The following is a 23970-nucleotide window of genomic DNA, read 5'->3' as shown; positions in this document are numbered from 1 at the left end:
GTTAATTATCGATCAACTTCAAAGAATCACTATTTCATCTGTCGAAATGTGAAATTTAAGTTGCACGATTTTCATCCTTTCCTCACGATAAGTAGAACGTTCTACTAAAACGTTCTACTTACAATAACAGCGCCAAAATAGGCGCTACTCGGGGGAAGATCAGCATGAGTCTGATATCAGGGTTTGTTAAATCGCTGTCAAAGTTATCGATGATTGGTCGCGCATTAATGCTGCCAATTTCACTGCTTCCTGCCGCAGGTCTGTTGTTGGCCTTCGGGGATAAATTCCACCTGCCGCTGATGATGAACGCAGGCGGCGTTATTTTTGATAACCTGCCGATGCTGTTTGCCATTGGCTCCGCCGTCGGTCTGGCGTCGGAATCTGGTATTGCGGCGCTGTCTGCGGCGGTATCGGTGTTTGTCACCAACATCACCATCAGCACGGTACTGAGTATCACGCCGGAAATGGCCTCCCAGGGCGGAAAATACGCCATGGTCGTGGGCATTCCGACGCTGCAAATGGGCGTATTCGGTGGGCTTATCTGCGGTATTCTCGCCGCGTGGTGCTACAACCGTTTCCATACCATGCAGTTGCCGGAGTTCCTCGGTTTCTTCTCCGGTAAACGCTTTGTGGCGATTGCGACGGCATTCCTGTCGTTTTTACTCGGCCTGCTGCTGCCGTATATCTGGCAACATATTCAGTCCGGTATTGATGCGCTTTCTGTTGTTGTTAACGGCGATAATCAGGCGGCCTCGACCTTTATCTTCGGCCTGGTTGAACGCGCGCTGATCCCACTCGGCCTGCACCACATCTGGTATCCGTCTTTCTGGTACTCGTTCGGAGATTACACCAACCAGGCGGGCCAGGTTATCCACGGCGACCAGACCATCTGGTTCAAGATGCTGGAAGAAGGGGTAAAATCCTTCAGCAGCGATACCTACCAGAACGCCGGTAAGTTCATGCAGGGTGAGTTCCCGCTGATGCTGTTTGCACTGCCTGCGGCATGTCTGGCGATGTATCACGAAGCTCACACCAAAAATAAAAAGATTGCTGCCGGTATTCTGTTCTCTGCGGCGCTCACCTGCTTCCTGACAGGGATCACCGAGCCGGTTGAATTCACCTTTATTTTCGTCGCCCCGATTCTGTACGTCTTTAACGCCATCATGGCGGGCCTGGCCTATATGACGATGTACCTGTTACATGCACATATCGCCAAATCTTTCTCTGCCGGCTTTATCGATTACCTGTCGTTTGGGATCCTGCCATCGTTTAACGGCTATAAGACCAACTTCCTGAACGCCATCATCATTGGCATTCCAATGGCGCTGATTTACTACTTCACGTTCCGCTTTGTTATCCGTCGTTTCGACGTGAAAACACCGGGCCGTACCGAAGTGACCGCCAACGCCGATGATAAATCTGATTCCGAACTGGCAACCGAGATCATCAGCCTGCTGGGCGGGGCGCATAACATCGACTCCGTCGGTTCCTGCATTACCCGCCTGCGTCTGGAAGTGTCAAAAAGTGATGACGTGGATAAAGACGGTCTTAACGGACTGGGGGCACGCGGTGTCGTCTTCGTGGGCGACAACGGTATTCAGGTGATTTTCGGTGCCAGAGCACAGTTTATCGCCCAGAGCATGTCCACGATGATCGGCAAATAATAAGATGCCTGCACGACGCGTCTCCTGTAGTCTGGGAGACGCATTGTTGTATCTGGCTGATAATTGGTAAATTTCAGGGAGCGGTTTTGAAGAAAGTCAGCATCATTGATGTCGCAAAACAGGCGGGTGTCTCGGTTTCGACCGTCTCACTGGTATTGCGCCAGAAAGGGAAAATCTCAGAAGCCACCATTGAGAAAGTCCATGCTGCCATCAATACGCTTGGCTATGTGCACAACACGGCCGCGGCCAATCTTCGCGCTAACACCTCCAACCTTATTGGCCTGATCCTGCGCGATTTTAGCGACAGTTTTTCCATCAAAGTGATGGCGAGCATTGTTCAGGAGCTGGAAAAACAAGGATACATGGTTTTTCTTGGCCAGCCGCTCAACGATCATGAACATCTGGAGCGCAGCCTGCTTTCGTTTAAACAACAGGGCGTTGCAGGTGTTATTTATCTGGCGTCGGATACCCGCACGTCGACATTACCCCCTCAGATCCGTGATTGCGCGTTACCGCTGGTTGTGGTGTCCCAGTCGCTGTTGAATGAGCCCTGCAATCTGGTGATGCGCGATAACCGCCAGGCGGCGAACCTCGCCACACGCTATCTTATCGAGCGTGGGCATCGCAATATTGCCTATATTGGCGGACGTGAAGGTTGCCTTATCCGGGAACAGCGTTTGCTGGGATTTCGCAGCGCAATGGCCCAGTACGGCCTGGTGAATCGTGAGGAGTCCACTCCCGCCTGTAGCGACGACACCCAGGCGGCAAGTTTTGTAACCCGCCAGCTTCTTGAGAAGAACAACACTATTACCGCCCTGCTCTGCCACTCGCCAGACGCTATGATCGGCTCGATTTCAGGCATTCATCATGTTGGCCGCACCGTCGGGAAAGATGTGTTTTTAACCCAGCAGGTCGCACTGGTGGGTTTTGAAGATATGCTGCACGTCAATCTCACCTCGCCGTCGTTCACCTACGTGTCGTCAGCCAGCGAGGAAACCGGGCGTCAGGCCGCCGGGTTGATTATCCGCAAGCTCAAAGAGCCGGAACTGCAAACCCAGCGGATCACCCTTTCCGGGCAGCTTATTGCGAGGGAATCGGCGTAAAATCAGAATTCAGGGCAGGTCTCTTTCCGTTAATTCGCTGCTATATTTCCATGATTTGCCATGGATAATTGCAATGCCTACCGTTATCACGCACGCAGCTGTACCCCTTTGCCTGGGCTTAGGCCTGGGAAGCAAAGTCATCCCTCCTCGCCTTCTGTTTGCCGGTATTATTCTCGCCATGCTGCCCGACGCCGACGTTCTTGCGTTCAAGTTCGGCGTCGCCTATGGCAATATTTTCGGCCACCGCGGCTTTACCCATTCACTGCTGTTTGCTTTTGTGGTGCCGATATTCAGCGTGCTGATCGGGAAAAGGTGGTTCACAGCCAGCCTGACGCGCTGCTGGCTGTTTTTAACCGTGTCGCTGCTGTCGCACACTCTGCTGGATTCGATTACCACCGGAGGTAAAGGTGTCGGCTGGTTGTGGCCGTGGTCGGATGAACGTTTCTTTGCACCGTGGCAGGTAATTAGGGTCGCGCCGTTTGCATTGTCGCGCTACACCACACCTTATGGGCACCAGGTGATTATCTCAGAACTGCTGTGGGTATGGCTGCCGGGGGCGGTGCTGACGGGGTTGTTGTGGTGGAAACGAAGGTAAAAGCAAAACGGCAACCAGAGTTGCCGTTTTTAGTTTTTACGCCCTCTCCCTGTGGGAGAGGGTTGGGGTGAGGGCATCAGCGCGCACCAAAACTACTTACGACGCCAGGTCGTGCCCTGCGCGCCATCTTCCAGAATGATACCCATCTCGGTCAGACGGTTACGCGCCGCATCTGCCGCTGCCCAGTCTTTTGCCTGACGCGCTTCCAGACGAGCTTTGATCAAGGCTTCAATCTCTGCCACTTCGCCGTCGTCCGCCTGCGCACCGCTTTGCAGGAACACGTCAGGCTCCTGCTCCAGCAGGCCAAGTACCGAAGAGAGCTTACGCAGATGGGACGCCAGCGCATTGGCCGCGGCCATATCTTCGGATTTCAGGCGGTTCACTTCACGCGCCATATCGAACAGCACGGAGTAGGCTTCCGGGGTGTTGAAGTCGTCGTTCATCACCTCAACGAAGCGCGCTTCGAAGGCTTCACCACCGGCTGCTGCCACCGATTTGTCGGTACCGCGCAGTGCTGTATACAGGCGCTCCAGCGCAGAGCGGGCCTGTTTCAGGTTCTCTTCGCTGTAGTTCAGCTGGCTACGATAGTGACCGGACATCAGGAAGTAGCGCACGGTTTCTGCATCGTAATATTTCAGCACGTCACGCACGGTGAAGAAGTTGCCGAGCGATTTCGACATCTTCTCGCGGTCAACCATCACCATCCCGGAGTGCATCCAGTAGTTAACGTACTCGCCGCCGTGCGCACAGGTAGACTGCGCAATTTCGTTTTCGTGGTGCGGGAACATCAGGTCAGAACCACCGCCGTGGATATCGAAATGGTTGCCCAGCTGTTTGCAGTTCATCGCAGAACACTCGATGTGCCAGCCCGGACGGCCTTCACCCCAAGGAGATGGCCAGCTTGGTTCACCCTCTTTGGACATCTTCCACAGAACGAAGTCCATCGGGTTACGCTTCACGTCAACGACGTCAACGCGCGCCCCGGCCTGCAACTGATCCAGATCCTGACGGGACAATTTGCCGTAAGCCGGATCGGTTGGCACAGAGAACATCACGTCGCCGTTATCCGCCACATAGGCGTGACCACGTTCGATCAGCTTCTCAGTGATGTCGATAATTTCATGAATATGGTGGGTCGCACGCGGCTCGCTGTCCGGGCGCTGAATATTTAATGCATCAAAGTCTTTATGCATTTCAACGATCATGCGATCCACCAGCGCGACAAAGCTCTCGCCATTTTCATTAGCGCGTTTAATGATTTTGTCGTCGATGTCGGTGATGTTACGCACATACTTCAGGTTGTAGCCCAGGAAACGCAGGTAACGAGAAACCACGTCAAAAGCAACAAAGGTGCGGCCATGGCCGATGTGACAGAGATCGTAAACCGTAATACCACACACGTACATGCCGACTTCCCCGGCATGGATAGGTTTAAATTCCTCTTTTTGGCGCGTCATTGTATTAAAGATTTTTAACATCGAAGATTCCATGTAAACACGTGTGTGGACGAAAACCGGGTATTCTACCCGTAATTCAAACCCGAAGCAGCACACAATGCAAGGTGATCGCATCCTGTGGTTATGCTATAACAAGCCCCTATATGTGACCCGAATATGGGTTGACGCACCACAATAACGGAACAGGATGCAAAAATGGTTACTTTCCACACTAATCATGGCGATATCGTAATCAAGACTTTTGATGACAAAGCGCCTGAAACAGTTAAAAACTTCCTGGACTACTGCCGCGAAGGTTTCTACAACAACACCATCTTCCACCGTGTGATCAACGGTTTTATGATCCAGGGCGGCGGTTTCGAACCTGGCATGAACCAGAAAGAAACTAAAGAAGCTATTAAAAACGAAGCAAACAACGGTCTGAAAAACACCCGTGGTACGCTGGCAATGGCCCGTACACAGGCTCCACACTCAGCAACCGCGCAGTTCTTCATCAACGTGGCTGACAACGACTTCCTGAACTTCTCTGGCGAAAGCTTGCAAGGTTGGGGCTACTGCGTATTCGCAGAAGTGGTTGAAGGTATGGACGTTGTTGACAAGATCAAAGGCGTTTCTACTGGCCGCAGCGGTATGCACCAGGACGTTCCTAAAGAAGACGTTGTGATTACAAGCGTGACCGTCAGCGAGTAATTCGTGGCGACACTCTTTATTGCAGATTTACATCTGCAAACAGAAGAACCGGCGATCACCGCCGGTTTTCTGCGTTTTTTACGCGGTGAAGCCAAAAACGCCGATGCGCTTTACATTCTGGGCGACCTGTTTGAAGCCTGGATTGGCGACGACGATCCCAACCCGCTGCACCACGATATTGCCGCCGCCATTAAGGCGCTGGTTGATTCCGGGGTCCCCTGCTACTTCATCCACGGCAATCGTGATTTCCTGCTCGGCAAACGTTACGCCGGTGAAAGCGGCATGATCTTACTGCCGGAAGAACAGGTACTCGACCTGTATGGCCGCAAGGTGTTAATCATGCACGGCGATACGCTCTGCACCGACGATACCGGCTACCAGGCGTTTCGCGCCAAAGTCCACACCCCGTGGATCCAAACGTTGTTCCTGGCTCTGCCGCTGTTTATCCGCAATCGCATCGCCGCGAAAATGCGCGCAGGCAGTAAAGCCGCCAACAGCAGCAAATCAATGACCATCATGGACGTTAACCCACAGGCGGTTATCGATGTGATGGAAAAACACCGCGTGCAATGGCTGATCCACGGTCATACCCATCGCCCGGACGTCCATTCGCTTACCGCCAACAGCGAACCCGCTCATCGCGTCGTGTTGGGTGCCTGGCACAGCGAAGGCTCAATGGTAAAAGTCACGCCCGAAGGCGTGGAACTGATCGCATTTCCTTTCTGATACCCCACCGCACTAAATGATCAAATGCATTCAGTTTTTTTGAATGATATCGGCAAATTGTTTCGATTTTAATCAATCCATGGTCGGTCTATTATTTATCACATCAGGGCAACACGCCCTACTACAGACAAAACACTTAAGGAATACGACCATGAAATCCATCAAAACTTTCGTTGCAGTTGCCGCTCTTTCTCTGATCTCTTTCGGTTCTTTCGCTCAGAGCGTCAGTGCTACCGCCTCTACCATTGACCGTGCAGAAGCCAAAATTGCCGCACAGGCTGCTGAACAGGGGGCGTCATACAAAATCACCAGCGCACAGTTCAACAACCGTGTTCACATGACTGCAGAACTGACTAAATAAGACCCCTGATTGCCGTGCCGCCAGTAAACAGACAAGCGACAGCGACAATACGATGAGTAAGGAACAGAGAATGAAAACAATCAGCATCGTGAGCACCCTGCTGCTGGCCACTGTCCTGTCCACTGGCGCGATGGCGGCGGAGCATCGCTTCTCCACCCCGGAAGCAGGTTCGAATATCGACACCAGCATGGAAAATCATATTGATGTCGGCCATGCATTCGATAAAGAAAACCTGACAGCAGGAAATCTCCTGTAAAAATCGCCAGAGATTTTCGCTAAACAGACCGCCAGATGCGGTCTGTTTTGTTATGCGCGGGTGGCCACAACGGCTCAAGTTTTAGCCGCGCAACCGTTTTCCTTGCCCGTATTACATGCTATTCTCTGTGCCCTCGAAAGCAGTGTGTTTCGCACCACAGGAGTTTTAAGACGCATGTCTTCCCGCAATAATCCGGCGCGTGTCGCCATCGTGATGGGGTCCAAAAGCGACTGGGCTACCATGCAGTTCACCGCCGAAATCTTCGAAATCCTGAATGTTCCGCACCATGTTGAAGTGGTTTCCGCACACCGTACCCCCGATAAACTGTTCAGCTTTGCCGAAAGCGCTGAAGAGAACGGTTACGAGGTGATCATTGCCGGTGCGGGCGGCGCAGCACATCTGCCAGGCATGATTGCCGCAAAAACGCTGGTTCCTGTATTAGGTGTTCCGGTACAAAGCGCTGCATTAAGCGGCGTTGACAGCCTTTACTCAATTGTTCAGATGCCACGCGGTATTCCGGTGGGTACGCTGGCGATTGGCAAAGCCGGTGCGGCAAATGCCGCGCTGCTGGCCGCACAGATTCTGGCGACTCACGATAAAGCGTTACATCAGCGTCTGGCTGACTGGCGTAAAGCCCAAACTGACGAGGTGCTGGATAACCCGGATCCGCGGGGTGCGGCATGAAACAGGTTTGCGTTCTCGGCAACGGTCAGCTAGGCCGAATGCTGCGCCAGGCCGGTGAACCGCTGGGGATTTCCGTCTGGCCCGTCGGGCTGGATGCCGAACCGGAAGCCGTGCCTTTTCATCAGAGCGTAATCACCGCTGAGATCGAACGCTGGCCGGAAACAGCCCTGACCCGTGAGCTGGCGCGTCATAACGCTTTTGTTAACCGTGACGTGTTCCCGATCATTGCCGACCGTCTGACCCAAAAACAGCTGTTCGACAAACTTGGTCTGCCGACCGCGCCGTGGCAATTGCTGTCCGATAAAAGCGAATGGAACGACGTGTTTGCCATGCTCGGCGAACTGGCGATTGTGAAGCGTCGCGTGGGCGGTTACGACGGTCGCGGGCAGTGGCGCTTACGCGCCAGTGAAACCGCCGAACTGCCGGACGATTGCTACGGTGAGTGCATTGTTGAGCAGGGCATCAACTTTAGCGGCGAAGTCTCGCTGGTCGGCGCCCGTGCGCACGATGGCAGCACCGTGTTTTATCCGCTGACGCACAACCTGCATCAGGATGGCATTCTGCGCACCAGCGTCGTCTTCCCGCAGGCAAATGCCGCACAGCAGGCGCAGGCAGAAGATATGCTCTCGGCCATCATGCATGAGCTGGGTTATGTGGGCGTGATGGCGATGGAGTGCTTTGTCACCCCAGCCGGGCTGCTAATTAACGAACTGGCTCCGCGCGTGCACAATAGCGGACACTGGACGCAAAACGGTGCATCCATCAGCCAGTTTGAGCTGCACCTGCGCGCCATTACTGACCTGCCACTGCCGCAACCGGTGGTGAACAGCCCATCAGTGATGGTCAACCTGATCGGTACCGATCTGAACTACGACTGGCTTAAGCTGCCGCTGGTGCATCTGCACTGGTACGACAAAGAAGTGCGTCCTGGACGTAAGGTGGGTCACCTTAATCTGAACGACACTGATGAAGGTCGTCTGAGCGCGACGCTTGAGGCCATTATTCCGCTGCTGCCGCCAGAGTACGCCAGCGGTATTGTCTGGGCACAGTCGAAGCTTAAATAGTTCTCCCTCCGCCGGGGAGTTGACCTCCTCTTTCCCCGGCGTACAATTCCCGCCCATCATTACTGCTTAGTTCTCTTCTGGAATCACCATGAACGATGGAACGGACTATCGCGCGATCCTCGCGTCTGATACCCCTTTAATCGACGTTCGCGCGCCGATCGAATTCGCACAGGGCGCGATGCCCGCCGCAATCAACCTGCCCTTAATGAACGACGACGAACGCGCTGCCGTCGGCACCTGCTATAAACGCCTGGGGCCTGAAGCCGCGCTGGCACTCGGCCATAGTCTGGTGATGGGCGACACGCGCGAGGCGCGCATTCATGCCTGGCGCGAAGCAAGTCTGGCAAACCCCAACGGCTATTTCTGCTGCGCGCGTGGCGGGCAGCGTTCGCATATCGCCCAGGCCTGGCTGAAAGAGGCCGGCGTTGATTATCCGCTGGTCAAGGGCGGCTATAAGGTGCTGCGTCAGACAGCCATTCTGGCCACCGTCGAGCAGGTGCAAAAACCGATGGTGCTGATTGGCGGCTGTACCGGCAGCGGTAAAACCCTGCTGGTGAAGCAGCACGCGCAGGGGGTTGATCTGGAAGGGCTGGCGCATCATCGTGGTTCGTCGTTTGGCCGCACGCTCCAGCCGCAGCTTTCGCAGGCGAGTTTCGAAAACCAGCTGGCGGTTGAGCTGTTAAAAAAAGATGCCGCACGCTGGGTGCTGGAAGACGAAGGCCGCATGATTGGCTCCAACCACCTGCCGGAGTGCCTGCGCGATCGCATGGTGCAGTCTTCAATTGTGGTAGTGGACGACCCGTTCGACATTCGCCTTGAACGCCTGCGCGAAGAGTATTTCGACCATATGTGGGCCGATTTTTCCGCCGCTTATGGTGAAGAGGCTGGCTGGAAGGAGTACAGCGAGTATCTGCACCACGGTCTGTTCGCCATTCGCCGGCGCCTGGGGCTACAGCGCTTTGCTGAATTTACCGCGTTATTAGATAGCGCACTTCTGGAACAGCAGCGTTCCGGCAGCACCGAAGCGCACTTTAGCTGGCTTGCGCCGCTGCTGAATGATTATTACGACCCGATGTACGGCTATCAGCTGGAGAAAAAAGCAGAGAAGATTGTGTATCGCGGGACGTTCGCTGAGGTAGCAGACTGGCTTAATCGCTGAATAAGCCGGGTGGCAAGGTGAAAGCAAAACGGCAACCCAGGTTGCCGTTTTTGGTTTTTATTCCCTCTCCCTGTGGGAGAGGGCCAGGGTGAGGGCATCAGACCGCACCCCATGACTCAAACTTAGAAGTCGTAACGCAGACGCACCAGGTTCATATCGCCCAGATCGTCGGTGCTGGAGGTAAACACGTGTTCGTAGTCAACACGGAAACCGTAATCCAGCTGGAAGCTGATACCCACGCCGTTGTCGATGCGCTGGTAGTTACGGCCATTCACGTACTCAATACGGTCACCCATGAAGTAAGGCTGGATAGTTTTAACCGCATACTGATTGATTGGGAATGTGTAACCTGCGAAGTACTCGATACCCCATGCATCGCCAGCAAAGTAGTTATCAGTAGACACTTTTTTGGTGGTCAGGAAGTTCTGGTACCAGCCGCCGCCAGCGGAGAAGGTCCAGTTGTCAGGTTTCCAGCTCAGCGCCGTACCCAGGATGTTCTGGTTGTACGTTTCGCTGTCGCCATTTTCCGGATTACGCATATCCGCGCGGGTGTAGTTCCACGCCGTACCCCAGGTCAGCTCTTTGGTCAGGTGATAATCCAGACCCAGTGAACCGCCGCCTTTACGTTTGTAACGCAGGCCGTTGCCTGGCAGGTATTCATTATCTTCGAACAGGTAGGATGCATAGATATCAGCATCACCTACAGTTTTCTTATATTTCAGCATCTTGCGTGAACGATAAGAACCGTCATAGTCACCGTTAATACCGTTTCCTGGTGCCTGGCCGATCATGTCGTAGTCCCAGATATCGGTTTTCGCGCCAACCACATCATAGTAAACGCTGTTCTGTTGACCGAAGGTCAGCGTACCCCAGGTGTTGCTCTTCAGGCCGGTGTACAGCATCCGGCGAGAGGTGTTGTTGGAACCTTCTTTGTAGTGGTTGTCCCAGTCGAACAGCGCAGGAATGTTCACACCCAGCTCGTAGTAGCTTACCCAGCTGATGTCATCAAACAGATAGTAATCTGCTGCGAAACGGAAACGAGTGCCGCCGTCGAAGCCATTACGTTTGTAGGAACCTTTGTCGCCGTCGCCAGTCATCATGTTGAACTGAGGACGGATACTGCCGCCAACGGTGAAATTAAGACGGCTCAGCGGATCGCCCGCCTGTGGATCTTGTTTAAGAACAGTGATTTCCGCCTGAGTTGCGAAAGACGTCAATGCCACTGCCGCGCCGATCGTTGCCGCCAGCGCTGTTTTTTTTATAGTCATTATTTTTCCTTGATAGACACGCTGCTAAATATTTAGCAGGTGAATATTAACTGGAAAATATATGGCTGTGTGGGCGGGTTTTTAATGATTTGTGCTACTAAAATAATGGGTATTATCGATTTGTGCTACTAAGTGATTACGTACCGGTATATAAACCGGTACGTAATCATCACAACACTGAACTAACTAACGAACTGGCGGAATAGCGCTTTGCCCTTTAACAACCGAGTGCCAAGCCAGCCGCCGCACAGTGACAACAGCACCGCACCGCAAACAGGCAGCGTGAACCACAATCGCCAGTCCGGCTCCCACGGGAAGTCAAAGACCCTGGTCTGGAGTACCGCCAGCGCCGTTTCAGCACCAATGGCCGCCACCAGACCAGCCACCAGCCCCAGCAGGGCAAACTCACACCACAGGGTAGTGCGCAGCAGACGTTTCCCGGCACCCAGCGTACGGTACACCACCAGCTCCTGATGGCGCTGACGCATCCCGACCTGCACCTGAGCCAGCAACAGCAGCACACCGCAGATAGTCACCAGCACCACCATAACTTCAAGGGCGCGGCTCACCTGCTCCAGCACTTGTCCCACTTGTTTCAGGATCGCGCCAATATCCAGCAGGCTCACGGTCGGGAACTCGCGGTTCAGTTGGGTCAACATACCGTTGCCGTTCTCCCAGCGGAAACTGGTAAGCCAGCTCTGCGGTTGCCCGTCCAGTGCGCCCGCAGGGAAGATAAAGAAGAAATTCGGTCGCAGGCTTTCCCAGTCGACCTTGCGCAGGCTGGTCACCGTAGCGCTGAAATCCTGCGTGTCACCGGTAAAGGTGACCTTATCTCCCAGCCCAATGTTCAGGCGTTTCGCCAGCCCTTCTTCCATCGACACTTCCCCGGTTTTCGGTGGCCAGGTTCCGGCGGTGATCGGGTTATGATCCGGGCGTTTATCCTGCCACGTCAGGTTCAGTTCACGGTTAAGCGCCTCATCCTGATTACCCTCCGTCACCTTTCCATTGATTTGCGTCAGGCGTGCGCGAACAATCGGGTAGAAGGATTCAGGAACGATCTTATGCTCTGAGAGGAACGCCTTCAGCGTTGTGACCTGTTCAGGCGCGATGTTGATCAGGAAATAGTTCGGGCTTTCGGGTGGAAGCTGCCGTTGCCACCTGTCCAGCAGATCACCGCGCAGTACCAGCAACAATGCCAGCAGCATAAACGACAGCGAAAATGCGGAGAGCTGGCTCAGCGTTGACCACGGCTGACGCAGCAGACGGTTTACCGCCAGGCGAACGGGGAGCGATTTTATCGTCAACCCTTTCAGTACGTTAAGCAGCATCCAGCCCAGCACGCCGCACAACAACGCCAGTACCACGGCCCCCGCCAGCACGGCCCAGAGCAAGGTACTGCCCCCCATTAGCCAGGCAAGCAACCCCACCACTACCACCACAATCGCAGGCAGGTAATATTTCAGCGGCCAAACGTTAGCCACCATATCACGCCGCAGCACTCGCAGTGGCTGTGTAGCCAGCAGCAGCCGGTACGGGCGCAGCCCCACCAGCAAGGAAATCACCACCATCGCGCCCACGGCCCAGAGCCACGGCCAGAAGCTTGCGGGTGGAAGGGCAGCAGGCAGCACCGGTTTTAGCAGCACCATCAGCACGTTTTCGAACAGTACCCCCATCACGCCACCAGTGACCGCCGACAGCGCCAGCACCATCAACCACTGGCCGACAATCAGCTTACGCAGTTGCGCCCTGCCCGCCCCAAGGGTTTTGAGAATGGCGACCAGGTCATAGCGACTGCGACAGTAGTGCCCCATCGCCACCGCCACTGCCGCCACGGCCAGCAGCAGTGTGAGCAGCGCAGAGAGCAACAGGAACTGCTGCGAGCGCTCAAGCGATTTCCCAAGCGCCCCTTCGTCCTGCTCAAGCCCGTACCAGCGGTGTTCCGGTTTTAACTGCGGCAAGAGCCATTTTTCGTATGCATCCAGCTGGGCGGGCGTGCCGCCAAACTTGTAGCGCCAGGTGACGCGGCTCCCCGGCTGTACGGCGTTGGTTTTTGCCACATCGGCGGTGTTCATTAATAGCCGTGGGGCAAGCTGGAACGGGTTAAATCCCGAATCAGGCTCCTGCACTACTTCCCCGGCAATTTTCAGGGTGGCATCGCCGACATCGATGCTGTCGCCTGTTTTCAGGTTCAGCAACGCCATCAGCCGCGGGGCTAACAACACCGTGCCGGGCGCAGGTTTTAACCCTGCCGGATTGGTTTGCAGCTCACCGTACATCGGATAAATATCATCAACGGCTTTGACGCTCGCCAGCTGCGGCGTGTCACCCGCAAACGTCATGGTCTGGAAGCTGAGCTGCTCGCTCACTTTCAGCCCCAGCTTGCGGGCTTCTTCAATCCAGGCAGGCGGCACGTCTCGCGAGCTTTGCAATGCCCGATCGCCGGCCATAAATTCGCGACTTTGCTGGCTTAAGCCTTTCTCCATGCGATCGCTGACGCTGCCAAGCGCCAGCACGCAGGCCACCGCCAGGCTTAAGGCCAGCCAGACAATCAGCAGCGATGGCGAGCGCCATTCGCGCCAGAACCAGCGGGATATCATGCTTCCTCCTGAAGTTCACCGTTGACCAGCCGCAACCGGCGGTCGCAACGGGCGGCAAGCTGCGGATCGTGGGTGACCAGAATCAGCGTTGTGCCGTGTTCGCGATTGAGCGAAAACAGCAGATCGGCAATTTTATCCCCGGTCTGGCGGTCGAGGTTACCGGTAGGTTCGTCGGCAAAGAGCACTTCCGGGCGGCCATTAAATGCCCGTGCCAGCGCCACGCGCTGCTGCTCGCCGCCGGATAACTGCGCCGGGAGATGATCAAGACGTTTGCCAAGACCCAGCTGTTCCAGTAACGCTTTGGCATGGTCACGGCTCTCACGGGTATTTTCACCGCGTAACAGACCAGGAAGCTCCACGTTTTCCAGCGCATTCAGGGTTGGAATGAGCATGAAGGACTGAAAGACAAAGCCGACATGTCTGGCACGCAGTGCGGCGCGGGCTTCTTCATCAAGCGCGTGCAGCGGCTGGCCAACCAGGTTAACCTCGCCACTGCTGCCGTCGTCCAGCCCGGCTAAAATGGCCAGTAGCGTCGATTTCCCGGAGCCAGACTCACCGATCAGCGCCAGGGTTTCGGCGCGTTTGACAACAAGTTCAACTCCGGTGAGGATGGACAACTCGTGTTCACCCTGACCGACGGACTTCTTAAGACGATGAACTTCAACAATGTTTTCCGCTGGCATTTGCCCTTCCTGTTTTTGATTCTGATGACCTTCCGCGCGGCAGCGGCAGATACGTTACTGGTACTGGGTGACAGCCTGAGCGCCGGCTATCGCATGGCCGCTAACGCAGCGTGGCCTGCACTGCTTAATGACAAATGGCAGGCAAAAACGCCGGTTATTAATGGCAGCATCAGCGGCGATACTTCACAACAGGGGCTGGCGCGTCTGCCTGCCCTTCTCAAACAACATCAGCCACGTTGGGTGCTGGTGGAGCTTGGCGGTAATGACGGATTGCGCGGCTTCCAGCCACAGCAAACGGAACAAACGCTGCGCACCATTTTGCAGGACATTAAGGCCGCGAATGCAAAACCATTGCTCATGCAAATTCGTCTGCCCGCCAACTACGGTCGTCGGTATAATGAAGCCTTTAGCGCGATCTACCCGAAGCTTGCCAAAGAGTTTGATATTCCGCTGCTGCCATTTTTCATGGAAGAGGTCTATCTAAAACCCCAATGGATGCAAGACGACGGTATCCACCCCAATCGCGATGCTCAACCGTTTATTGCCGACTGGATGGCAACACGGCTGGCTCCTTTAGTTAAACATGACTCGTCACACAGCTGAGATCCTGACAGGTAAAGTTATGCAAAAATCGGTCTTAATAACAGGATGTTCCAGCGGAATTGGTCTTGAAAGTGCTCTCGAATTAAAACGTCAGGGATTTTGGGTTCTGGCCGCCTGCCGTAAACCCGAAGATGTCGAGCGCATGAACGGGATGGGTTTTACCGGCATATTGCTGGATCTGGATTCACCGGAAAGCGTTGAACGCGCGGCCGATGAAGTCATTACCCTTACCAACAACCGCCTGTTCGGCCTTTTCAACAATGCGGGATACGGTGTTTACGGCCCGCTGCACACCATCTCACGCGAACAGCTGGAGCAGCAGTTTTCCGCTAACTTCTTCGGGGTGCATCAGCTCACTATGCGCCTGCTGCCCGCCATGTTGCCACACGGCGAAGGGCGTATCGTGATGACATCCTCCGTGATGGGGCTGATTTCGACCCCCGGGCGCGGCGCGTACGCCGCCAGTAAATATGCGCTGGAAGCCTGGTCTGATGCCTTGCGCATGGAGTTGCGTCACAGCGGGATTAAGGTGAGCCTGATTGAACCCGGCCCGATTCGTACCCGCTTTACCGACAACGTGAACCAGACGCAGTCAGATAAACCGGTCGAAAATCCCGGTATTGCCGCACGTTTTACGCTGGGCCCGGAAGCGGTTGTCGCCAAAGTGCGCCATGCTTTCGAAAGCGATCGTCCCAAAATGCGCTATCCGGTGACGCTTGTCACCCATGCCGTTGGCTGGTTAAAACGCCTGCTTCCTGGCCGGATGATGGACAAAATTTTACACGGTTGAGTTGAAGCAACGCTGCTTGCCCCCCATGTAAGAACAAACTGATAAACAGAGAATGACGTATGTCCGCACAGAATATCGTAAACATTACTGAAGCTAACCTGCATCAGACACTCGAACAGTCGATGACCAAACCGGTGCTGTTCTACTTCTGGTCTGAACGCAGCCAACACTGTCTGCAACTGACGCCGGTACTGGAAAGCCTGACCGCGCAATACAATGGTCAGTTTATTCTGGCGAAGCTGGATTGCGACGCCGAGCCGATGGTGGCTTCTCAGTTTGGCCTGCGCTCAATCCCTACGGTCTATCTGTTCCAGAACGGCCAGCCTGTCGATGGTTTCCAGGGGCCGCAGCCTGAAGAAGTTATTCGTGCGCTGCTGGATAAAGTGCTGCCGCGTGAAGAAGAGCTGAAAGCTCAGGAAGCCGTCGCACTGATGCAGGAAGGTAAATACGACGAAGCCCTGCCACTGTTGAAAGACGCGTGGCAGCTGTCGAATCAGAATAGCCAGATTGGCCTGCTGCTGGCAGAAACACAGATTGCCCTGCACCGCTCAGAAGATGCGGAAGCGGTGCTGAAAACGGTCCCGCTTCAGGATCAGGATACGCGCTATCAGGGTCTGGTCGCACAGATTGAACTGCTGAAACAGGCGGCGGACACCCCTGAAATTCAGCAGCTCCAGCAGCAGGTTGCCAGCAACCCGGCCGATGCTGCGCTGGCAAGCCAGCTGGCGTTGCAGCTGCATCAGGTGGGCCGTAACGAAGAGGCGCTGGAACTGCTGTTCAGCCATCTGCAAAAAGATCTGGCCGCCGCGGATGGCCAGGCGCGTAAGATGTTCCAGGAGATCCTTGCCGCGCTGGGTACGGGTGATGCGCTGGCATCGAAGTATCGCCGCCAGCTGTACGCGCTGTTGTACTGATGCAGAGTGCCCGGTGGCGGCTTCGCCTTACCGGGCCTACAAAAGACGGTTTACTCCTTCTTTTTCAACTGCGTGACCACCAGCTGATGGCGTGAATTGTAAAATTTACGATACGTCAGATAGCAGGCAATAATGGTCGACAGGCTCGCGGTAGACAGCAGCATGAACGTCACCATAATCTGATATTTAATCGCTTTTACCGGGTCGATCCCGGCAAAAATCAGCCCTGACATCATGCCGGGCAAGCTCACCAGTCCGACCGTTTTCGCAGAATCAACCGTTGGGATCAGCGATGAACGAATACTCTCGCGGATTAGCCGTGCCGAGGCCACTTTTGGTGTCGCACCCAGGCTTAGCTTTTCCTGTAACTGCTGCTGTTCGCTGCTAAAGCGCTGCCCAAGGTTGTTGTAGCACAGCCCCACGGCCACCATCGCATTACCGGCGATCATCCCGGAAATGGGGATAACCTGCATCGGTGAAAACGCGATAGATCCTGAAAACACCAGAACCGCGAGCGTTAACGCCGTCCCGGTAGTAATGGCGATAAACGACGAAACAAATGCCTTATCGATGTATTTACTACGCTTCTGCGCATTCCACGCCGCGTTGAAACAGATAAAGAGCACCATCAGCAGCGTCAGCACCGCGTTGTTGACGTTGAAAATGTACTTCAGCACAAATCCAACAGCGATAAGTTGCGAAACGGCGCGACAGATACCAATCAGAATGTCTTTTTCCAGCCCCAGTTTTTCACGGTAACTGACGACAATCGCCACCAGCACCAGTACCAGAGAGAGCGCCAGCGATCCGTTGGTTATATTATGCTCACCCACGGTTTGCCTCCTGCATTTTCCGGCCCTGCGGCTGCAGCCTGATGACATCATCCGCATGGGTAATTTCGTTTGCATCGTGCGTTACCCACAGCACAGCGATGTTCTGCTCGCGGGTATACCGATGGATGATGTCGTTAACATTGCGCTTATTGCTCTCGTCGAGAGCGCTGGTTATCTCATCCAGCAGCAGTACCTTCGGTAAAAACTGCAAATTACGGATCAGGGATACGCGCTGCCTTTCCCCACCAGAAAGCGACGTTATCGATTTTGTCAGTGTCTCTTGCGGCAATCCGAAGCGGGCGAGGTCGGCAATCAGTTTTTCGGGTTCAGGTGATTTCCCACGGATCTGCCACGGAAAGATCAGGTTGTCGTAAACCGTATCGCCAAACAGAGTAGGTGTTTGCACGCTGTATGACACCTGCTGCCGATAGCTTTCGGGCGACAGTGAAGCGATATCCTTCCCTTCAAACAGAATCGTCCCCTCGGTAGGGCTGAGTAAGGACGCAATAATCTTCAGCAGTGTACTTTTTCCACAGCCTGACGGGCCGGTTATCAGTTTGAATTCACCAGGAGAAAGGCAAAAATCGACATGCTGAAGAATGGTGTTCTCTCCGGCACGATACCCAACATCCTTGATATGCAAAATCACGTTTTTGTCGTTCATATTGTTTCCAGTGATTGTATACATTAAGACTTACAAAAGACTTAATGTATACATTCGTTTTATCTGCTCACACAAAACAATCCTTCCGAGAAATGCCCTTGTGTTCCTTTCCTCGCTGTAAATCCCCTAAAAAAGCAGGTTCAAACAATTTTCGATCAAAAAAAACACATATTTCATCTGAAAGCCACAGACTACATACAGATTTAAAAATGATTAAATACTGACTTATTAAACACTGATTAATGATTTAAATCAAAAATACACACTTTTACACACTCTAAAATCAGTCAAACAAAAGACACAACAAAGACACAACAACAACACAAAGACTAATTTAAGACAAAGAAAATCATTTTAATAAGTCATAAAAGACTTTGCTGATTTGAATTAACCCCCCAGTATTACCGTCAGGAAATTAAAGATGAAAACCACCGTTAAATTGTTGGCCTCTGTTGTTGCTCTGTGCATTGTGCCTGCAACATATGCAATAACCCCTGAACAAGCAGCTGCAAACCTTAAGGGTGCGCAACAATTCTCCCATCTTGCGGATAAATCGTATAGCACGGCAATGTATAAAGAGCACATTGCCAATATTGCGATGGGCAATACGATTCTTACGTACGGTCAGAATTCGATCGAAGCCAAAAAAGCGATACAAGCTCATGATGCAGCGCTCAAGCAGGTCGATCAGACACGTCAGGATGCCCGATTAGGCAGGCTTCAGGTGGATGCAGCGAACCGCGCGCTTCGCACACTGGCACCACAAAAGATCCCCGCCCAGCCAACACCTAAGCCAATGAACGTGCCAACCCCGATCGCGCAGTCCGTACCGCAGAAAACCCCGGTGCTGCCAACTCAGCTGACCCCGCAGCCAATGAAAGTGCCAACGCCGATCGCACAGTCTGTGCCGCAGAAAACCCCAGTGCTGCCGACCCAGCTGACCCCGCAGCCAATGAAGGTGCCAACGCCGATCGCACAGTCCGTACCGCAGAAAATCCCGGTGCTGCCGACCCAGCTGACCCCGCAGCCGATGAAGGTGCCGACGCCGATCGCGCAGTCCGTACCGCAGAAAACCCCGGTGCTGCCAACTCAGCTGACCCCGCAGCCAATGAAAGTGCCAACGCCGATCGCACAGTCCGTGCCGCAGAAAATCCCGGTGTTGCCGACCCAGCTGACCCCGCAGCCAATGAAGGTGCCGACGCCGATCGCGCAGTCCGTACCGCAGAAAACCCCGGTGCTGCCAACTCAGCTGACCCCGCAGCCAATGAAAGTGCCAACGCCGATCGCACAGTCCGTGCCGCAGAAAACCCCAGTGCTGCCGACCCAGCTGACCCCGCAGCCAATGAAGGTGCCAACGCCGATTGCACAGTCCGTACCGCAGAAAATCCCGGTGTTGCCGACCCAGCTGACCCCGCAGCCAATGAAGGTGCCAACGCCGATTGCACAGTCCGTACCGCAGAAAATCCCGGTGTTGCCGACCCAGCTGACCCCGCAGCCAATGAAGGTACCAACGCCGATCGCACAGTCTGTGCCAAGTGTTAACCCGACACTTTATCGTCAGATTATCGCCAACAAGCAGGCTGCCCTGATCGCGCCGCCGGTTGTGAACCCGACGACAACCACAACGACGACGCAAACTGTGCCGAGTGTTAACCCAACGCTTTACCGCCAGAATATCGCCAAAAAGCAGGCTGCCCTGATTGCACCACCAGTGGTAAACCCGACCACGACGACACAGACTGTGCCGACCGTGAACCCAACGCTTTACCGCCAGGATATTGCTAAAAAACAGGCTGCCCTGATTGCGCCACCGGTCATTACCCCGACAACAAATGGGACCGTCATTCCGGCAACCAGCCTGAAGCCATCCACCAAAGCCCCGGTTACCCCGACAAGTGGCACAAACACCGTAACAACGGTTCAGCATGTAAACACGTACTACGTTGATCAGGCCACGCGTAGCAAAGTGAGCAGCAACTCGGACGCAATTTCTCAAAACAGTCAGAAAATCGATCGTAACGCGAAAGATATTGAGGACACCCGTGATGAACTGAAACGCGGTCTGAACAACGCGGCGGCCATGTCCAGCCTGCACTATCACTCCGACAACGCATGGGCACTTTCCACCGGTACCGCTAACGGTGACGGAGCAGCACTGGCCGGCGGTATTCAGAAAGGGCTAACCAGCCATGTCGCTGTAAACATGCAGGCGTCAACGTCATTCGACAGCGGCTGGATGGCAGGTGCCGGTATTTCTGGCGATTTCTGATTTCACTCACCATGTCATGTTCAGGTCGTCATAAAAACGACCTGTTAACTTTCTCTTATTAATTAAGGTGTCAGGATGAAATTGAAGATGCTTACCGCGCTGGCATTTGCCGTAGTGAGCCTGAGCGGGTTCGCGCAGCGTAATCAGCCCAAGGGGATGATGGCAGTCCCACCGATGGTGCAAAATACACAGGGGCAGTATTCCGTTCTGCCCGCGCTGCAAAAAGCACAGTCAGCGAAGAAAAGAACGGTGAAAGGTTATGGGATAACCGTAGTAATATCAGGTGATTGGGTAACCGTTGACGGTAAACCCGCCGCACTGGATGAAAACAACGCTTCAGCAAAAAGTTATAGCCAGGGTATGTATAATATTGTTGTTTATAAGAGCGGCAAGGTTGCGCTGCTAAAGCAAGGCGAAGGATTTATTGGTTACCTGAAATAACACGCGTCCCACTCATAAACGTACTGCAATCAAGCCGCCGCTAAGGCGGCTTTTTTGTATCTGATAACAGTCTTAGTTAAGTGTATTTAATGTATTCATCTACTGAGAAGAGAAAAGGACACAATTCTTAAAAAAAGTAGTCTTCAACATGTCAATCCTGTTTGACATGTTGACATTAAAAAGTAACGTATATCTTCCATTTGTGATCTCGCCATAGTTCCCGCACGCAGAGCTAATAGCCTCAGGCATCGAGTGGTGTTACACTTTTTCGTGTACAAATTGGCACCCTTATAACTATAGGAAGTATGCAGCATGACACATATCTTTTATGAGTTTTCTTCTTTGAAGCCTGGTGTTCCTACTGTAGAAACATTAATGGAAGTCATCAATTCTTCGGAACTCACAAGTTTTGTCATCGGTGCAGAAGTTGTCGATTTCGTCAAAAAGGCGCTCATCGTTAACACCACGATTGGCAGCTTCAGAAACTGCAAATTCGCCTTTGATGATGGTGCGCACTTTATTGAGTTTGACGGAAAGGGAAAATCAAAACGTTACGACGAAGTACCGGACTGGTTTGTCTCCCCTGCTGAATTCGCGCGTTCACAGTGGCTCATTAACCACGATCTTGCGGATGTAAAGGCAACCCAGTTTATCGATGTACTGATGTCTTACCCGCTGAAAGAGCGCCGTGCGCACTGTAATCTGCTGTTTGGTCTGGATCTGCACAAGGTCAACGCGGTCCCGGCGACCACGTCAGAAGCTAGCAAGCCTGGTAACAAAAACGGTAAAACCACTAAGCCTCGTGTGACAGATTTGGGTTCATTTGAGCTTTTCTGCCAGTTCTTTAGTCGCATGAAAACAGCCGTATTTGCCGACGAGTTTCCTACTCTGCAAGTGCTGACCGGTATCGAAAACCTGACCAAGGCCCCGCACAGCTTAAAGCAGGGGATCCGAACGTGGTTTAAAGCGATCGCAGACGATCTCCCTCCGAATAACAAACGTGTTGAAGCCGGTAACGCGGTTCTCTTCTGTGCCCCTATTCGCGAGCAAATCCAGCAAATTGAAGCCATTGGGCTGGAAAATTACTATCAGGGCTTATCCAAAGCTATCGCCGACGCGGGCGAGCAGTTTATCGCAGACTTTTCATATACCCATCCGGGTGCTTGATCCCTTTGCCCTGCCCATCTGGCAGGGCTTTTTATTACCTCTGATGCGCTTCCCACCTCTTTACAGGGGCGAATTTCTGGCCGATAGCCGATATACTTACGAACAACAAACACACAATTTTTCTCGTCACAGCATTCAAAACAGGAGGTTTTATGCTCATCGTTGTTCCTGTCCTTATTTTCGTCGCACTGGTTATCGTTGGTGCGGGTGTCAAAATTGTCCCGCAGGGGTATCAGTGGACCGTTGAACGCTTTGGCCGCTATACCAATACATTGCAGCCTGGCTTGAGCCTTATTGTGCCTTTCATGGACCGAATCGGTCGCAAGATCAACATGATGGAACAAGTGCTGGATATCCCCTCTCAGGAAATTATCTCCAAAGACAACGCCAACGTCACCATTGATGCCGTCTGTTTTATTCAGGTGATTGATGCGCCTAAAGCAGCGTATGAAGTCAGCAATCTCGAACTGGCGATTGTTAATCTGACAATGACTAACATCCGTACCGTGCTTGGTTCGATGGAGCTGGACGAAATGCTCTCCCAGCGTGACAGCATTAATACGCGCCTGCTGCACATTGTGGATGAGGCGACCAATCCGTGGGGGATTAAAGTCACCCGTATTGAGATCCGTGACGTGCGCCCACCGGCGGAACTTATCGCATCGATGAATGCTCAGATGAAGGCCGAGCGTACCAAGCGTGCCTATATCCTCGAGGCCGAAGGCATACGCCAGGCAGAAATCCTGAAAGCTGAAGGGGAAAAACAGTCGCAGATCCTGAAAGCGGAAGGCGATCGCCAGTCTGCGTTCCTCCAGGCTGAGGCGCGTGAACGTTCCGCAGAGGCGGAAGCCCGCGCAACCCAGATGGTGTCCGAAGCCATTGCTGCCGGCGATATCCAGGCCGTTAACTACTTCGTGGCGCAAAAATATACCGATGCGCTGAAAGAGATTGGCTCTGCGAATAACAGCAAAGTGGTGATGATGCCGCTGGATGCCAGCAGCCTGATGGGATCTATTGCCGGGATTACCGAACTCATTAAGGATAGCGGAAACGAGCGTAAGAAATGATTGAGCTCATCGTTGCACATCCTCATGCCTTCTGGCTAAGTCTCGGTGGCTTATTGCTGGCAGCCGAGATGCTTGGCGGCAACGGTTACCTGCTCTGGAGCGGTGTCGCTGCCGTGATCACCGGACTGCTGGTCTGGCTGCTTCCGCTGGACTGGGCGTGGCAGGGCGCGCTGTTTGCTGTGCTGACGCTGGTTGCGGCCTGGCTGTGGTGGCGCTGGCTGAGCACGCGGGTGAAAGCGCAGGAACCTGTGGACGCCCATCTTAATCAGCGTGGACAGCAGATTGTCGGCAAGCGATTTACGCTGGACACCACGCTGGTGAATGGCCGCGGACACATGCGCGTGGGTGATAGCTCGTGGCCAGTGGTGGCAGATGATGACCTCAGCGCCGGAACGCGGGTTGAGGTCATTGCGGTGGAAGGTATTACCCTGCGCGTAAAAGCTTGTTAGGCATTGGCCTTGCGATGACAGCAGCCGGTAAGATTATCAATAATCGGACACTCGGCGCTGTCGTCCCCCGGACAAGACGCCGCCAGCCCCAGCAGTTGTTCGCGCATGGCCTGTAGTTCAATGATATGGCGCTCAATTTCAGCGACCTTCTCCAGGGTACGTTTTTTGACATCTGCACTGTGGCGTTTCGGATCGTTGAACAGATTTACCAGTTCGCCGCACTCTTCCAGGTTAAAGCCTACCTGCCTTGCCTGACGCAGTAACGTCAGCTCATCAAGATGCCGTTGCGTATAACTGCGGTAGCCGTTTTCGCTGCGCAGTGGCGGTGTTACCAGCCCTTTCTCTTCATAAAAACGAATTGCTTTGCTGGTCAATCCGGTTTTTTTCGCAACATCACTGATATTCACATTTCCCCCTTGACCTTCCCCTTGATGGAAGGTTTAACCTTCATGACAGTTAGCGAAAA

Annotated in this window: 25 protein-coding genes; 18 read left to right on the top strand and 7 right to left on the bottom strand. The window is 53.7% G+C overall.

The window, feature by feature from the left end; all coding sequences use genetic code 11:
- Positions 1–164: 164 nt before the first annotated feature.
- The 3 genes from ACT9TW_RS10695 to ACT9TW_RS10685 all read left to right on the top strand — a co-directional run bounded on the left by ACT9TW_RS10695 (position 165) and on the right by ACT9TW_RS10685 (position 3362).
- Positions 165–1664: a PTS transporter subunit EIIC gene (locus ACT9TW_RS10695; protein ID WP_446492331.1), complete on the top strand. Its 1500-nt coding sequence runs from the start codon at positions 165–167 to the stop codon at positions 1662–1664.
- An 86-nt stretch (positions 1665–1750) separates the two neighbouring features.
- Positions 1751–2767 carry a Mal regulon transcriptional regulator MalI gene (gene malI, locus ACT9TW_RS10690; protein WP_182059899.1) on the top strand — a complete coding sequence of 339 codons (1017 nt, stop codon included), beginning with the start codon at positions 1751–1753 and terminating at the stop codon, positions 2765–2767.
- A 73-nt stretch (positions 2768–2840) separates the two neighbouring features.
- The gene (locus ACT9TW_RS10685; protein WP_446492330.1) at positions 2841–3362 is read left to right on the top strand and encodes a metal-dependent hydrolase; all 522 of its coding nucleotides are present in this window, start codon (positions 2841–2843) and stop codon (positions 3360–3362) included.
- Positions 3363–3454: 92 nt separating this feature from the next.
- Here ACT9TW_RS10685 and cysS read toward each other — a convergent pair whose 3' ends face one another.
- Complete coding sequence (cysS, locus tag ACT9TW_RS10680) at positions 3455–4840, bottom strand: cysteine--tRNA ligase (RefSeq protein WP_014069197.1); 1386 nt, start codon at positions 4838–4840, stop codon at positions 3455–3457.
- Between the two features lie 174 nt (positions 4841–5014).
- On the opposite strand from cysS, the gene ppiB reads away from it, so the two are divergent.
- The 7 genes from ppiB (at position 5015) to mnmH (ending at position 9759) form a co-directional block, all read left to right on the top strand.
- Positions 5015–5509: a peptidylprolyl isomerase B gene (ppiB, locus tag ACT9TW_RS10675; protein WP_014069196.1), complete on the top strand. Its 495-nt coding sequence runs from the start codon at positions 5015–5017 to the stop codon at positions 5507–5509.
- Positions 5510–5512: 3 nt separating this feature from the next.
- Complete coding sequence (lpxH, locus tag ACT9TW_RS10670) at positions 5513–6235, top strand: UDP-2,3-diacylglucosamine diphosphatase (protein WP_446492329.1); 723 nt, start codon at positions 5513–5515, stop codon at positions 6233–6235.
- Between the two features lie 151 nt (positions 6236–6386).
- Complete coding sequence (locus ACT9TW_RS10665) at positions 6387–6596, top strand: YdgH/BhsA/McbA-like domain containing protein (RefSeq protein ID WP_014069194.1); 210 nt, start codon at positions 6387–6389, stop codon at positions 6594–6596.
- Between the two features lie 70 nt (positions 6597–6666).
- The gene (locus tag ACT9TW_RS10660; protein WP_446492328.1) at positions 6667–6852 is read left to right on the top strand and encodes a hypothetical protein; all 186 of its coding nucleotides are present in this window, start codon (positions 6667–6669) and stop codon (positions 6850–6852) included.
- 174 nt (positions 6853–7026) lie between these two features.
- Complete coding sequence (purE, locus tag ACT9TW_RS10655) at positions 7027–7536, top strand: 5-(carboxyamino)imidazole ribonucleotide mutase (protein WP_182059896.1); 510 nt, start codon at positions 7027–7029, stop codon at positions 7534–7536.
- Positions 7533–8600 (top strand): 5-(carboxyamino)imidazole ribonucleotide synthase, encoded by a 1068-nt coding sequence (gene purK / locus ACT9TW_RS10650; protein ID WP_446492327.1) that lies wholly within the window; start codon positions 7533–7535, stop codon positions 8598–8600. Before purE ends, purK begins: the two co-directional genes overlap by 4 nt.
- A gap of 88 nt (positions 8601–8688) precedes the next feature.
- Complete coding sequence (gene mnmH, locus ACT9TW_RS10645) at positions 8689–9759, top strand: tRNA 2-selenouridine(34) synthase MnmH (protein ID WP_446492326.1); 1071 nt, start codon at positions 8689–8691, stop codon at positions 9757–9759.
- 122 nt (positions 9760–9881) lie between these two features.
- On the opposite strand, the gene ACT9TW_RS10640 is transcribed toward mnmH, so the two are convergent.
- The 3 genes from ACT9TW_RS10640 to ybbA form a co-directional block, all read right to left on the bottom strand.
- The gene (locus ACT9TW_RS10640) at positions 9882–11027 is read right to left on the bottom strand and encodes a porin (protein WP_182059893.1); all 1146 of its coding nucleotides are present in this window, start codon (positions 11025–11027) and stop codon (positions 9882–9884) included.
- Between the two features lie 182 nt (positions 11028–11209).
- Complete coding sequence (gene ybbP, locus ACT9TW_RS10635) at positions 11210–13624, bottom strand: putative ABC transporter permease subunit YbbP (RefSeq protein ID WP_446492325.1); 2415 nt, start codon at positions 13622–13624, stop codon at positions 11210–11212.
- Positions 13621–14307: a putative ABC transporter ATP-binding protein YbbA gene (gene ybbA, locus ACT9TW_RS10630; RefSeq protein ID WP_014069187.1), complete on the bottom strand. Its 687-nt coding sequence runs from the start codon at positions 14305–14307 to the stop codon at positions 13621–13623. Before ybbA ends, ybbP begins: the two co-directional genes overlap by 4 nt.
- Here ybbA and tesA point away from each other — a divergent pair.
- From tesA to ACT9TW_RS10615, 3 genes are read left to right on the top strand one after another with little or no spacing between them, the layout of a single operon-like run.
- A complete protein-coding gene (tesA, locus tag ACT9TW_RS10625) occupies positions 14278–14910 on the top strand; it encodes a multifunctional acyl-CoA thioesterase I/protease I/lysophospholipase L1 (RefSeq protein WP_446492324.1) in 633 nt (210 codons plus the stop codon). The genes ybbA and tesA overlap by 30 nt on opposite strands.
- Complete coding sequence (locus ACT9TW_RS10620; protein WP_182059889.1) at positions 14891–15700, top strand: SDR family oxidoreductase; 810 nt, start codon at positions 14891–14893, stop codon at positions 15698–15700. The genes tesA and ACT9TW_RS10620 overlap by 20 nt, the downstream gene beginning before the upstream one ends.
- Before the next feature lie 59 nt (positions 15701–15759).
- The gene (locus ACT9TW_RS10615) at positions 15760–16614 is read left to right on the top strand and encodes a co-chaperone YbbN (RefSeq protein WP_182059888.1); all 855 of its coding nucleotides are present in this window, start codon (positions 15760–15762) and stop codon (positions 16612–16614) included.
- A gap of 50 nt (positions 16615–16664) precedes the next feature.
- Here the strand turns inward: ACT9TW_RS10615 and fetB are convergent, their stop codons facing one another.
- Positions 16665–17447, bottom strand: coding sequence for an iron efflux ABC transporter permease subunit FetB (fetB, locus tag ACT9TW_RS10610; protein WP_315688042.1), 783 nt, complete (start codon positions 17445–17447; stop codon positions 16665–16667).
- Positions 17440–18111: an iron efflux ABC transporter ATP-binding subunit FetA gene (gene fetA / locus ACT9TW_RS10605; RefSeq protein WP_182059886.1), complete on the bottom strand. Its 672-nt coding sequence runs from the start codon at positions 18109–18111 to the stop codon at positions 17440–17442. The genes fetB and fetA overlap by 8 nt, the downstream gene beginning before the upstream one ends.
- Before the next feature lie 421 nt (positions 18112–18532).
- Here fetA and ACT9TW_RS10600 point away from each other — a divergent pair, with 421 nt between their 5' ends.
- The 5 genes from ACT9TW_RS10600 (at position 18533) to ACT9TW_RS10580 (ending at position 23504) form a co-directional block, all read left to right on the top strand.
- Positions 18533–20380 (top strand): hypothetical protein, encoded by a 1848-nt coding sequence (locus ACT9TW_RS10600; RefSeq protein WP_446492323.1) that lies wholly within the window; start codon positions 18533–18535, stop codon positions 20378–20380.
- Positions 20381–20455: 75 nt separating this feature from the next.
- Complete coding sequence (locus ACT9TW_RS10595; protein ID WP_446492322.1) at positions 20456–20821, top strand: hypothetical protein; 366 nt, start codon at positions 20456–20458, stop codon at positions 20819–20821.
- 312 nt (positions 20822–21133) lie between these two features.
- A complete protein-coding gene (locus ACT9TW_RS10590) occupies positions 21134–21988 on the top strand; it encodes a hypothetical protein (protein ID WP_182059883.1) in 855 nt (284 codons plus the stop codon).
- Positions 21989–22140: 152 nt separating this feature from the next.
- A complete protein-coding gene (locus ACT9TW_RS10585; RefSeq protein ID WP_182059882.1) occupies positions 22141–23055 on the top strand; it encodes an SPFH domain-containing protein in 915 nt (304 codons plus the stop codon).
- A complete protein-coding gene (locus ACT9TW_RS10580; protein ID WP_182059881.1) occupies positions 23052–23504 on the top strand; it encodes an NfeD family protein in 453 nt (150 codons plus the stop codon). The genes ACT9TW_RS10585 and ACT9TW_RS10580 overlap by 4 nt, the downstream gene beginning before the upstream one ends.
- Here ACT9TW_RS10580 and cueR read toward each other — a convergent pair.
- A complete protein-coding gene (gene cueR / locus ACT9TW_RS10575) occupies positions 23501–23911 on the bottom strand; it encodes a Cu(I)-responsive transcriptional regulator (protein WP_182059880.1) in 411 nt (136 codons plus the stop codon). The two genes, ACT9TW_RS10580 and cueR, sit on opposite strands and share 4 nt — an antisense overlap.
- Positions 23912–23970: the final 59 nt, after the last annotated feature.

It is taken from the genome of Enterobacter sp. C4G1 (genome assembly GCF_052886895.1).
This window is presented reverse-complemented; position numbering and strand designations above follow the sequence as displayed.

What these genes read in the sequence shown, in the direction of transcription:
- ACT9TW_RS10695 (WP_446492331.1), top strand. Translation starts at nt 165, where the DNA reads ATGAGTCTGATATCAGGGTTTGTTAAATCGCTGTCAAAGTTATCGATG.
- ACT9TW_RS10685 (WP_446492330.1), top strand. Translation starts at nt 2,841, where the DNA reads ATGCCTACCGTTATCACGCACGCAGCTGTACCCCTTTGCCTGGGCTTA.
- cysS (WP_014069197.1), bottom strand. Translation starts at nt 4,840, where the DNA reads ATGTTAAAAATCTTTAATACAATGACGCGCCAAAAAGAGGAATTTAAA.
- ppiB (WP_014069196.1), top strand. Translation starts at nt 5,015, where the DNA reads ATGGTTACTTTCCACACTAATCATGGCGATATCGTAATCAAGACTTTT.
- ACT9TW_RS10665 (WP_014069194.1), top strand. Translation starts at nt 6,387, where the DNA reads ATGAAATCCATCAAAACTTTCGTTGCAGTTGCCGCTCTTTCTCTGATC.
- ACT9TW_RS10660 (WP_446492328.1), top strand. Translation starts at nt 6,667, where the DNA reads ATGAAAACAATCAGCATCGTGAGCACCCTGCTGCTGGCCACTGTCCTG.
- purE (WP_182059896.1), top strand. Translation starts at nt 7,027, where the DNA reads ATGTCTTCCCGCAATAATCCGGCGCGTGTCGCCATCGTGATGGGGTCC.
- purK (WP_446492327.1), top strand. Translation starts at nt 7,533, where the DNA reads ATGAAACAGGTTTGCGTTCTCGGCAACGGTCAGCTAGGCCGAATGCTG.
- mnmH (WP_446492326.1), top strand. Translation starts at nt 8,689, where the DNA reads ATGAACGATGGAACGGACTATCGCGCGATCCTCGCGTCTGATACCCCT.
- ACT9TW_RS10640 (WP_182059893.1), bottom strand. Translation starts at nt 11,027, where the DNA reads ATGACTATAAAAAAAACAGCGCTGGCGGCAACGATCGGCGCGGCAGTG.
- ybbP (WP_446492325.1), bottom strand. Translation starts at nt 13,624, where the DNA reads ATGATATCCCGCTGGTTCTGGCGCGAATGGCGCTCGCCATCGCTGCTG.
- tesA (WP_446492324.1), top strand. Translation starts at nt 14,278, where the DNA reads ATGAACTTCAACAATGTTTTCCGCTGGCATTTGCCCTTCCTGTTTTTG.
- ybbA (WP_014069187.1), bottom strand. Translation starts at nt 14,307, where the DNA reads ATGCCAGCGGAAAACATTGTTGAAGTTCATCGTCTTAAGAAGTCCGTC.
- ACT9TW_RS10620 (WP_182059889.1), top strand. Translation starts at nt 14,891, where the DNA reads ATGACTCGTCACACAGCTGAGATCCTGACAGGTAAAGTTATGCAAAAA.
- ACT9TW_RS10615 (WP_182059888.1), top strand. Translation starts at nt 15,760, where the DNA reads ATGTCCGCACAGAATATCGTAAACATTACTGAAGCTAACCTGCATCAG.
- fetA (WP_182059886.1), bottom strand. Translation starts at nt 18,111, where the DNA reads ATGAACGACAAAAACGTGATTTTGCATATCAAGGATGTTGGGTATCGT.
- ACT9TW_RS10600 (WP_446492323.1), top strand. Translation starts at nt 18,533, where the DNA reads ATGAAAACCACCGTTAAATTGTTGGCCTCTGTTGTTGCTCTGTGCATT.
- ACT9TW_RS10595 (WP_446492322.1), top strand. Translation starts at nt 20,456, where the DNA reads ATGAAATTGAAGATGCTTACCGCGCTGGCATTTGCCGTAGTGAGCCTG.
- ACT9TW_RS10590 (WP_182059883.1), top strand. Translation starts at nt 21,134, where the DNA reads ATGACACATATCTTTTATGAGTTTTCTTCTTTGAAGCCTGGTGTTCCT.
- ACT9TW_RS10585 (WP_182059882.1), top strand. Translation starts at nt 22,141, where the DNA reads ATGCTCATCGTTGTTCCTGTCCTTATTTTCGTCGCACTGGTTATCGTT.
- ACT9TW_RS10580 (WP_182059881.1), top strand. Translation starts at nt 23,052, where the DNA reads ATGATTGAGCTCATCGTTGCACATCCTCATGCCTTCTGGCTAAGTCTC.